Genomic DNA, 11,416 nt, shown 5'->3' with positions numbered 1-11,416 from the left:
CAGTGGCCCCGATGGTTTGTGGGCGGGCAGCTCAACCTGGCTTACAATGCCCTGCATCATGCCAGAACCCGCAAAGACGCCCCGGCCCTGATCTGGGTAGGTCTTTGGTCATTGGCGAACATGCATGCGCCTGTGCGACAGTCGGGGAGCACGATAGCACAGCTTTTATGAAATCAGTTCTAATTTCATCACATTCGTGAACCGGTAGAGCGCAGGCAACAGTCGCACGTCATCCATCGAATATATCGATGACTCCTATCAAACAAGCAAATCTCTCAATATGGGTAAGGCTGGCAATTTTGAATTATAAAGAAGCAAAACATCTTCAACAACGTTACATTATTGTGAAGCTGTATTCCACTCCTGTATTACTGCACACAAGTTTGAGGTTTGGTCAATAACATGTTTCTAATAAACACTTACAACAAAAAAGCCTAACCTTGACAAGACAATCATAATGGTTATATTATTCATAACGAGCAGATATTCGTTTAATCACAACATTTTACTTGATCCACCCTTCGATATCCTGCAATTAACAGTGACATCGAAGGTTAGTTCGTTGTTCCATCTTTCGCAATACCAGAAAGGAGATGCCTTATGAAGAAAATCGGTCTGCTCTTATTAGTCATCATTTCTTATTAGTCATCATTGCATTCATTATCCCCATGACAGCCTGTGGACGCAGGAATAGTTATTCAACCGATATTGATGTAACGATGGCTGATTATCAATATGAGCCAAATGAGATCACTATTCCTGCAGGCCAACAAATTACGCTTAATCTAGCCAATAATGGTGCTGCCCCCCATGAACTTGTTATTATGAAGCTGGGCACTACAGTTGGCGAAAGTTTTGGTGATGAAGATGAAGAGAATATTTACTGGGAACAAGAGGTAGAACCCGGTCAGCAAATGAGTGTTACCTTTACCGCCCCAAATGAGCCTGGTGTTTATCAGTTTGTATGTGGTATCGAAGGGCATTATACGGCTGGTATGAAGGGAACGATTCGCGTGGTTGCACCGTAAGTATGCGCTGTACCTTGAATGTAAAGCAACGCAACCTGATGCAGATGATGGGAGCAGGGACGATCAGTGTATCGTCCCTTTTACATTTGTGTATGGAGATTCTCCAGATAGGAGAACAGGTCGCAATACGTTCTATGAATGGAAATTGGTTGTGATATGTCATGATGCTGGAGTTGGCAGGTGGCAGGACACACTACACGCTGTAGTGATACCCTGCACGAGTATGAACATCCCCTGGTGTTGTGCTGTGGGATGTCACCTCCCCTTCTACGGTTCTGGGTTGGTGTGGACGACCAATACGCAGGGATATTGCCGGTAACAAAACCTCCAACACAACACACATTCCGGCCTCAACCTGTGCTATAATCAGACCACTGTTGCACTCTGCCAGTTCGAATATCGTCGCGGTGACCCGTTGGCCCGGATGCCAGGGCGTAAAGGTGGAAGCTGGTGAAAGTCCAGCACTGTGCCGCAACTGTAACCGGCTGTTTCAGGCCGGAAGTCAGGACGCCTGCCGCGATGTGATGTGTTGTTCGTTCAGCCCTTCTCGAGCCAAGGAGGATGAACGAGACCTGCATGCGCTGAGCTTGCAGTGTTGTCGTTTCATTACCCCGACCCGAGAAGGTCGGGTTTTTTGTTTATATGTCATCGGAAGGAGATGGCCGTGTCTGATGAGACAACCACACCGGTTGGGCCGGGTTCGTCGCTAGAAGCTCAAGCCCGCCGTAAAGCGGTACGCGCCAGTCATAGTCCGAAGGGCCTGGTTATTGTCAATACCGGCAATGGCAAAGGAAAAACCACTGCCGCGCTCGGTGTCTTGTTGCGCGCCTGGGGACGCAATATGCGTGTCGGTGGCGTGCAGTTTATCAAGCACGAGCAGGCTAAATTCGGCGAATTACGCGCCCTCGAACGGATGGGAATTACCCTGACCCCGCTCGGCGATGGGTTTACCTGGACGAGTCGTGACCTTGATGAGACGCAGGCGCGAGCAGTACACGGTTGGGAGGTCGCTAAGACGCAGATTATCAGTGGCAATTACGATGTCTTTCTGCTCGATGAGTTTACGTATGTGATGCACTACGGTTGGGTACCTGCTACTGAGGTGGTGGCATGGCTGCGCACAAATAAACCGCCGATGCTGCATCTGATCATCACCGGTCGTTACGCACCCGCCGAGCTGATTGAATACGCTGACCTGGTAACTGAGATGCGAGAAGTGAAGCATCCGTTCCGTGATCAGGGGATTCGGGCGCAACCGGGTATTGAGTATTGAGCGAGCAGAACGATGGCTGAACAACTCAAGCGCAATATGGTGCAGCGCCTTGATGGGCGGATGGTAAATGCCGGCACACGACGCGGGATGTTGATTGTCTGTGCAACCGGGTGTTGTTGTGGTCACACCGAACGCGGTTTTGCTCCGGTATTGACCGATCTCTACCACGAAGAATGGGAGCGACGACGCCTGCGTAATCGGGTGCATCTCAGTCAAGGCGGGTGTCTGGGGCCATGCCCGCTGGCGAATGTTGCCCTCTTGCTGTTTGATGGCCGTCCGTACTGGTTTCACTCGCTCAACGATCCGGCATTGATCCCGATCCTGTATGATTTTATCGAAGAACTGCTGAATACCGGCCAATCAACAGCCCTGCCACCAGCATTACTCCCTCATGTTTTTAATGGCTTCAGTTGGGACGGTATTACTGCGCCGATGGCCGCCAGCGAACGGATTCCGACGATAGCCGGTCATGGCATTCTCGTGTTGAGTCAGGCGGATACTGATCTGCTGGCGCTTGAGCAGGCGTTGACCCTGCTTCCTGATGGGTTTGCACCGGTACGTATGGCGCATATTGGCCGCCTGACCGAGCCGACGGCGATTGACCGCTTGCTCGAACAACATTTGCCAGCGGCAGCCATTGTGTTGGTACGGCTCCATAGTGCATCGTCGTTTACGTATGGTCTGGAGCGCTTGCAGCATTGGGCGGCAGCCACCGATGGGTTCCTGCTATGTCTGCCGGCAGTTGAGCAGCTTGATCCCGATCTCATGGCTCGCTCGACGGTTGGTGTGCCATTGGCCATGCTGGTAAGTGCCTATTTTCAGGCGGGCGGTGCCGTGAATCTCGCCAATGGCTTGCAATGCCTGAGTGATCACCTGCTGGTCAGCGGTTGGGGATACGATCCACCTGTTGAATTACCACTCCACGGCATATACACCCCACCCCAACTATCGCGCCGGGGTAAAGCCAGGCAAACGGCGATCACCGCATCACCCACCAACGATGGGCCGGTCGTCGGTCTGCTCTTCTATCGGGCACATCTGCTGAGCGGGAACACCGGATTTGTGGACATGCTGATCAATGGGTTGCAGACCCGCGGTCTACGGGTGTGCGCAGTCTACACCCAATCCCTGAAAGCGATCAATGCGGAAGGCGTCCCGATGGGACTGGCGTTGATCGAACAGGCTGGGCCGGTGGATGTGATCATCTCTACCCTGAGTTTTGCGCTTGGCGATGATGACCCTCATCCCTTTACCCGTCTCGACGTGCCGGTGGTACAGGCTCTCCTCAGTAGTAGCAGCCGGGAAGCCTGGCAACGTGATGGGCGTGGTCTGGGGCCGCTCGATACCGCGATGAACGTCGCTCTGCCGGAGCTTGATGGGCGAATCATCAGTGTACCGATAGCGTTTAAGGCGCAGGATGGTGAAGCGGCTGCGCGGTCGCTGCCCGACCCTGAACGGATTGAGCGGCTGGCCGGGTTGGTCTGGCGATTGACCCGGCTTCGGCGCAAACCAAACGCGCAGAAGCGGATCGCTATCATCTTGACCAACAGCAGTGCCAAAGCGCAGCGGATTGGAAATGCCGTTGGTCTTGATGCACCTGCCTCGCTGATGCGTCTGTTTGCAGCGTTGCAACATGCCGGCTACACCATTGATGGCCTGCCGGAGCATGGTGACCGTCTGATTGCTGATTTGATTGCTCGCTGCTCATACGATGAGACCTGGCTGACGACTGAGCAGTTGACGCAAGCATATCGCATTCCTGCCGAGACCTATCAATGCTGGTTTGCCGAATTACCATTACCGTTACAAGAGGCGATGACACGCCAGTGGGGGCCGCCACCAGGTCGTGCGTATGTTCATCGCGGGGAGCTGGCACTGGCGGGGTTGGAGTTTGGCAATTGCTTTGTCGCCCTGCAACCACCACGCGGGTACGATATGGATCCAAACGCCATTTACCATCGCCCCGATTTACCACCACCCCACAACTACTACGCGCTCTATCGCTGGTTGCGTGATGTGTGGCAGGCCGATGCCATCATCCATCTCGGCAAACATGGCACGCTCGAATGGCTGCCCGGTAAGGGGGTTGGCTTGAGTGCCACCTGCTTCCCCGATCCCTTCCTGGGCGATATACCCCTGATCTATCCGTTTATCATCAACGATCCCGGCGAAGGGACACAGGCCAAACGGCGAGCACATGCGGTGATCATTGACCATCTCACGCCACCGATGACGAGTGCCGGTGCGTATGGTGACCTGGCCGAACTGGCGCATCTGGTTGATGAATATTACCGCATGGAACGGCTTGATCCAACAAAGCTCCCGCTGTTGCAACGCCAAATCTGGGATGTGTTGCAACGTAGCCAACTGGCCGATGACTTGCGCTACATTCTCCAGGCTGACCACGGCGATCACCGTCATGAATGGGACGGCAGTGTGCTGGAAGATGGCACACCTACCGTTCTGGCTGAGTTGGAGGGGCGCGAGGTAGCGCATCTACTTGAGGATATTGAAGGATATTTGTGTGAACTAACCGGAGCACAGATTCGCGACGGTCTGCACATTCTCGGTACGCTGCCAGAGGGTGATCAGCTCGTTGATCTGGTTTACCATCTCTTGCGACTACCCAACCTGCACGCACCGGCACTACCGGCCTCTGTCGCCACCGCACTTGGTGTCGACTGGTATGAACTCCAGAACACACCGGGACGGCGGCGTCATGATGATGATCACTTTTTGACGAATGCCGATGTAATCACCCATGTCGAAACGCTCTGTCGCGATCTGCTGCGGCGTCTCCAGGCAGAGCACTGGCAGGCGGCGATGATCACATCAGTGATCAATCAGATGATGCCAGCGTGTCGTGATACCACTGCGATTGCAACAGCACTGCAATACGCCTGCGACTGGATCATTCCCCGCCTGCAGCAGAGTGCAATTGATGAGATTGATCATCTGCTGGCAGCGCTGGCCGGGCGCTTCGTCCCACCAGGGCCGAGCGGCGCTCCGACACGTGGCATGGCACACGTCTTGCCCACGGGACGCAACTTCTACAGTCTCGATCCGCGAAGCGTACCGGCGATGGCAGCCTGGGAGACCGGGCAGGGACTGGCAAATGATCTGCTGCGCCGCTATCAACGGGAATACGGTACGCTGCCCGAAAGTGTCGGTATTAGCATCTGGGGCACTAGCCTGATCCGCACTGCCGGTGACGACGTGGCGCAGGTTATGGCGCTGCTGGGGGTGCGTCCGCGCTGGCAGCGCGAAAATCGCCGGGTGATCGGCTTTGAGGTCATTCCACTGACGGAATTGGACCGGCCACGCATTGATGTTGTCTGCCGGATTAGCGGTTTCTTCCGTGACGCCTTCCCGCATCTGATCGAGCTGCTTGATCAGGCGATACAAACGGTCATCGACCTCGATGAACCGCTCGAACTGAATTTTCCCCGCAAGCACGCCTGCCTGACCGCGCAGGCGCTAGTCAATGGCGGTACCGATCAGGAAACGGCCCAACGCGAAGCTCGCTATCGCATCTTCGGTAGCCCACCGGGCAGCTATGGGGCAGGTATGTTGCCCTTAATTGACGGGCAAAACTGGACGAATGACGACGATTTGGCCAGAGTGTATCTGCGATGGGGTGGATATGCGTACACGGCAACCGAACAAGGAGTACCGGCCGAAACAGCCTTTGCCGCCGCACTCAGCACCGTCCAGGTTGCGACCAAAAATCAAGACACGCGCGAACACGACATTTTCGATAGCGATGACTATTTTCAGTTCCACGGTGGCATGATCGCGGCTATCCGCGCACTCAGTGGGCGTAATCCGGCCCGCTATTTTGGCGACAGTAGCGATCCGGCTCGCCCGCGCACGCGCGATCTGCGCGAAGAGGCACGCCGCGTCTTTCGGGCGCGGGTGGTCAACCCCAAGTGGCTGGACAGTATGCGTCGGCACGGCTACAAAGGCGGTCTGGAGCTGGCAGCAACGGTTGATTATCTCTTCGGCTACGACGCCACCGCCCAGGTATTGGCAGATTGGATGTACGAACAGGTAACGACCCATTACATCCGCGACCCTGAGATTCAGCAGTGGTTGCACGAAGTAAATCCGTGGGCGCTCCAGGCAATCGCCGAGCGGCTCAACGAGGCCATCGGGCGGGGCATGTGGCGCCATCCTTCATCTGAAGCACAGGCCGCTATCGCAGAGGTTCTGGCCCAGGGGGAGGAGTTACGTGAAGGGTTTTCAGCTCATCGCAACATTGATCGCGAAGGGTAGCATACAGCACGTAAGGAAGGAGAGAAAGATGGACCTGGTACAAAGCACCATCAACCAGATCGGCCCCCTCGATGATCGGGCAGCGACGGCTGCCCGCCGTCGGCAAGACATGCTCACCAAACCAGCAGGATCGCTGGGGCGACTGGAAGAGCTATCAATCCGCATCGCGGGTATTACCGGTCATGAACGGCCACGCCTGACCAATCCGGCAGTCATCGTGATGGCTGCCGATCACGGTGTTGCCCGCCAGGGCGTGAGCGCATTTCCGGCTGAGGTCACACCCCAGATGGTCTTGAACTTTCTGCGCGGTGGGGCAGCGATCAACGTTCTGGCCCGCCATGTCGGAGCGCGGGTGATCGTCGTTGATATTGGCGTAGCAACCGATCTGCCTCCTCATCCCGACCTGGTCAATCGCAAGCTGGCGTATGGTACTGCCGATTTTAGCCAGGAACCGGCGATGAGCCACGAAACCGCCCGACAGGCCATTGCGGTTGGGATTACCTGTGCGAACGAGGCAATCGATAGCGGTGTGGATTTGCTGGCCACCGGTGAGATGGGCATTGCCAACACCACTGCCGCCAGTGCGGTGGTTGCTGCCATTACTCGCCGCCCGGCAAGTGAGGTCACCGGGCGCGGTACCGGTATTGATGACAGTGGGCTGGCGCGCAAGATAGCCGTGATCGAGCAGGCTTTGCATCGCCACCAGCCCAATCCAGACGACGGACTTGATGTGCTGGCGAAGGTGGGTGGTCTGGAGATCGGCGGCCTGGCCGGCGTCATTCTAGGGGCGGCGGCCAGGCGGGTGCCGGTGGTCATCGACGGCTTCATCGCCGGCGCAGCAGCATTGATCGCGGCAACGCTGGCACCGGCAGCCATCGCCTACATGATCGCCGGTCACCGTTCAGTTGAGCGTGGACATGCTGCGGTCTTTTCACACCTCGATCTGCAACCCTTGCTCGACCTCAACATGCGGCTCGGTGAGGGTACCGGTGCTGTACTGGCGATGTCAATCTGTCAGGCGGCCTGCAAAGTCCTCGACGAAATGGCGACCTTCGCTGAAGCCGGTGTGTCTGAGAAGGTCTGAAGTGAGGAGCACTGCTATGAAACATCGTTGGCTTCTGATCAGTCTCGGTGCAGCCATCCTGATCGTATTCGAGGCTCGACCAGTGTACGCGATGCATATTATGGAGGGGTTCTTACCGCCGCTATGGGCAATCTTCTGGTTTGCTGTCGTCATCCCATTCTGGATCATCGGCTTTCGCCGCCTGCGCACTATCGTAAACAACAAGCCTGAATTGCGCTTATTGCTCGGTTTCGCGGCTGCGTTTACCTTTGTACTTAGCGCACTAAAGTTACCCAGCGTCACCGGATCGAGCAGTCACCCCACCGGTACCGGCCTGGGAGCCATCCTGTTTGGGCCGTGGGTGATGAGTATACTCGGTTCAATTGTTTTACTGTTCCAGGCGCTATTGATCGCCCATGGCGGTCTGACCACGTTGGGAGCCAATGCGTTCAGCATGGCCATTGTCGGGCCGTGGGTTGCCTGGCTAATCTGGCGTGGCCTGAGCGAGCGCCTTCCATTCTGGTTGACGGTATTCCTGGCAGCAGCGCTGGCAAATATCTCGACCTACGTCGTGACCTCGCTGCAACTGGCACTGGCGCACCCCGATCCAGTGGGCGGGATCGTTGCATCGTTCATCAAATTCGGCACCATCTTCGCCGTCACCCAGATTCCGCTGGCGATCAGCGAAGGCATTCTCACCGTGTTGATTATGAATGCGCTGCAAACGACGGCTACTTCCGAATTGCAAGCCCTTGCAATGAAAGAGGTACGTTCATGATGACACCCAAATCGTTGTCGTGGCCGGTAATAATCGTGCTCTGGCTGGTAGTCATCGGTCTCGCAATCACACCGATTTTACTGATCCGCGATTCGGAGTTTGGTGGCGCCGATGCTGCTGCCGAGGTAGCGATTGTCGAGATTAATCCCGACTATGAACCATGGTTCGCTCCGCTGTTCGAGCCACCGGGCAGCGAAACCGAAAGTCTCTTATTTGCGTTGCAGGCCGGGTTGGGAGCAGGCTTCATCGGCTATTTCTTCGGCTGGCACCGTGGCCGTCGGCGACGCCCGGATCAGTGACATGCTACGGGTGATTGATCGCTATGCGTTTAGCAACCGCCTGCGTGGCGTTGATCCGGCGCAGAAGAGCGGGATCGCTCTGGTAACGATCCTGCTTTGCTTGATGCTGGATCGCCCACTGGTCGGTTGGATTGCTACGGCCTGGATGGTTGGGCTCATAGCCGGCTATGCGCGAATACCATTGCACGTCGTGATTGCTGTGCTGACAACCGAGAGCATCTTTCTCATCCTCTCGGTTGTCAGTATTGCAGTGAGCATCGGTTTTGAAGCATCAGAAGCGGCATTCCGGTTGGGGCCATTGTGGATAGGCTTTCATCACGCAGCGCTTCCTCTCGCGCTCCAGGTGTTTAGTCGGGCACTGGGTTGTACCGCTGCTCTCAACTTTCTGGTCTTAACGACACCGCTCGTTGATCTGATTGAGCTAATGCATCGGTTGCGTGTTCCGGCACTTCTGGTTGAAGTTATGATGCTGAGTTATCGGGCAATTTTTGTACTCCTCGACACCCTCGAACAGATGGTCACTGCGCAAACTGCACGCCTTGGCTATACCTCGTGGCAATCAACACTGCGCAGTTCAGCGCTGATCGGTAGTCGGCTGTTTGTCATTGCCTACCAGCGGAGTCAGGCACTCGAACAAGCCCTGATCGGGCGTGGCTTTGACGGTCATTTGCACGTGCTGCCACAGTCATACCGGAATGAAGAAACCCTCTGGCTGATCGGTATCCTGATGTTCGTTAGCCTCTTTCTGGCAAGGTGGTGGTCATGATGGCAGCACTGACGTTTGAAGCGGTATCGTACCGTTTCACAGGTAACCCAACACCAGCACTTCACCGGGTATCGCTCACCATGACTACCGGTCGGCGGATTGCTGTCCTGGGGCGCAACGGCGCCGGCAAAAGTACGTTGCTCTTACTGGCCGCCGGCATCTTGCGCCCGCAAGAAGGGCAGATTCGCCTGGACGACACGCCGATCAACTACTCACGTTCGGGATTACGGCACTTGCGCCAGCATGTTGGTCTGGTGATGCAATCACCTGATGAACAACTCTTCAGTGCCAGTGTCTGGCAAGACATCAGTTTTGGGCCACTCAATCTTGGTCTTAGCCCTGCCGAAGCCCGGTGCGCCGTCTACGAAGCGGCTGCGTTGTGCGATGTGAGCGATCTGCTCGACCGACCCACCCATGCGTTGAGTGGAGGGCAGAAAGCACGAGTGGCACTTGCCGGCGTATTAGCTATGCGACCACAGTACTTGCTGGTTGATGAGGCAACATCAGGATTAGATCGCTGGGCACGCCGACAGATCGTACAGGTATTTGATCGACTGGCTGCGCAGGGCAAGACGGTCATACTGGCAACCCACGATCTGGCGCTTGCCCGCCGCTGGGCCGATCTGGTGATAGTGCTGGATGCGGGTAGTGTGGCCGCCGTAGGCACGCCGGCGCGTGTGTTTGCTGATGAGACCCTGCGTCACCTGATTGCACCAGCAGAGGACTGGCATGATGATTGGTGAAGAGATACGTCGGCGTTGCGCGATTGCCCTCCTGGCCCTGATGCTCGACTTCGCGCTGGGTGATCCGCCCAACCAGCTTCATCCGGTGAGCCTGATGGGGCATTGGCTGAAATTGGGGGAACGATTAGCACCAGCGACACCGTTGGCCCGCCTGGCCTGGGGTGGGGGGTGGCTATACGGGGGCTGGTGGCTGGTGGGGAGAGTGGCTTCCCGCCTGCCGCACCATCTGCTGGTGCAGGGGGCATGCGTTTCTCTGCTCCTGGCCTACCGGGGGCTAGATCGAGCGGTTGCCGGGGTGGAACAGGCTCTGCGAACGGGCGATCTTGCAGAAGCGCGTCGACTGCTGGGCTGGCACCTCGTCAGTCGGCCAACCGCCGACCTTAGTGCGGCTGAAGTGGCCGGTGCAGCTATCGAGTCGCTGGCCGAAAACCTGAGTGACAGCATCATCGCTCCTCTGCTGGCCTTTCTGGTGGGTGGTCTGCCCGCCCTGGCTATCTACCGACTGACCAACACTGCCGATGCGATGTGGGGGTATCGCACAGAGCGCTACGAGTATCTGGGCAAAATTGCTGCCCGCTGTGACGACACCTTCAACCTGGTACCGGCCCGCCTGACCGCAATGCTACTTGCGCTGGCGACCCACCTGATCAACGGACGGGGGTGGCACGCCTGGCAGACCGCAGTGCGTGACGCCCGGCACACTGCTTCGCCGAATGCCGGCTGGCCGATGGCTGCCATGGCCGGTGCGCTGGATACCGTCCTCACCAAACGCGATCACTATGTCCTTGGTGATGGAAGCCGTATTCCTGATGCGGTGATGATTGGGCAAGCGCGCCGTATCGTGCAGGTAGCAATGGCGATCGTGGTGAGTGGACTGTGGATAGGCATACTTACCGGTGCAGGGGGACAGCATGCTACGCTGAGGGGGTGGCGGGATGACGGTAATCTTACCCACAATTCCTCCCTCCAGCGGGAGAATTACCTTCAATTCCCCCCTCCAGCGGGAGAATCGCCTTCAATTCCTCCCCCCAGCAGGGGGAGGTTAGGAGGGGGGCGGGATTGATGCGAACGGGAATCATTATGGAGCACGTCTGTCACCACTCCCCCGACAGAAGCGAAGCGGGGGCTGGAGGTGAGGGAAGGGGAGGAGAACACCCCCACCCCAGCCCGCCCCCGCTGGGGGCGGGAGGA

The 11,416-nt window shown here is 56.8% G+C and carries 9 protein-coding genes and 1 riboswitch; all 9 genes read left to right on the top strand.

Annotated features, from left to right (window positions below):
* The first annotated feature begins 593 nt into the window (after positions 1-593).
* The 9 genes from VAE57_RS07875 (at position 594) to cbiB (ending at position 11,288) form a co-directional block, all read left to right on the top strand.
* A complete protein-coding gene (locus tag VAE57_RS07875; protein WP_322821332.1) occupies positions 594-1,028 on the top strand; it encodes a cupredoxin domain-containing protein in 435 nt (144 codons plus the stop codon).
* A 388-nt stretch (positions 1,029-1,416) separates the two neighbouring features.
* A riboswitch (cobalamin riboswitch) is annotated at positions 1,417-1,562 on the top strand.
* A gap of 130 nt (positions 1,563-1,692) precedes the next feature.
* Entirely contained in the window at positions 1,693-2,301 is a 609-nt protein-coding gene (gene cobO, locus VAE57_RS07870; protein WP_322821331.1) for a cob(I)yrinic acid a,c-diamide adenosyltransferase, read from the top strand.
* 12 nt (positions 2,302-2,313) lie between these two features.
* Positions 2,314-6,576 carry a cobaltochelatase subunit CobN gene (gene cobN / locus VAE57_RS07865; protein WP_322821330.1) on the top strand — a complete coding sequence of 1,421 codons (4,263 nt, stop codon included), beginning with the start codon at positions 2,314-2,316 and terminating at the stop codon, positions 6,574-6,576.
* Positions 6,577-6,604: 28 nt separating this feature from the next.
* Positions 6,605-7,660, top strand: a complete 1,056-nt coding sequence (gene cobT, locus VAE57_RS07860; protein ID WP_322821329.1) for a nicotinate-nucleotide--dimethylbenzimidazole phosphoribosyltransferase — start codon at positions 6,605-6,607, stop codon at positions 7,658-7,660.
* A 16-nt stretch (positions 7,661-7,676) separates the two neighbouring features.
* Positions 7,677-8,417, top strand: a complete 741-nt coding sequence (locus VAE57_RS07855) for an energy-coupling factor ABC transporter permease (RefSeq protein WP_322821328.1) — start codon at positions 7,677-7,679, stop codon at positions 8,415-8,417.
* Entirely contained in the window at positions 8,414-8,716 is a 303-nt protein-coding gene (locus tag VAE57_RS07850) for an energy-coupling factor ABC transporter substrate-binding protein (protein WP_322821327.1), read from the top strand. Before VAE57_RS07855 ends, VAE57_RS07850 begins: the two co-directional genes overlap by 4 nt.
* 1 nt (position 8,717) lies before the next feature.
* The gene (cbiQ, locus tag VAE57_RS07845) at positions 8,718-9,482 is read left to right on the top strand and encodes a cobalt ECF transporter T component CbiQ (RefSeq protein WP_322821326.1); all 765 of its coding nucleotides are present in this window, start codon (positions 8,718-8,720) and stop codon (positions 9,480-9,482) included.
* Positions 9,479-10,225: an ABC transporter ATP-binding protein gene (locus tag VAE57_RS07840; RefSeq protein ID WP_322821325.1), complete on the top strand. Its 747-nt coding sequence runs from the start codon at positions 9,479-9,481 to the stop codon at positions 10,223-10,225. Before cbiQ ends, VAE57_RS07840 begins: the two co-directional genes overlap by 4 nt.
* Positions 10,212-11,288, top strand: a complete 1,077-nt coding sequence (cbiB, locus tag VAE57_RS07835; RefSeq protein ID WP_322821324.1) for an adenosylcobinamide-phosphate synthase CbiB — start codon at positions 10,212-10,214, stop codon at positions 11,286-11,288. The genes VAE57_RS07840 and cbiB overlap by 14 nt, the downstream gene beginning before the upstream one ends.
* The last annotated feature ends 128 nt before the right edge of the window (positions 11,289-11,416 follow it).

This window comes from Chloroflexus sp. (assembly GCF_034434295.1).
GTDB lineage: Bacteria > Chloroflexota > Chloroflexia > Chloroflexales > Chloroflexaceae > Chloroflexus.
Note: the sequence above shows the minus strand (reverse complement) of the source record. Positions and strands in the feature narration are given on the sequence as shown.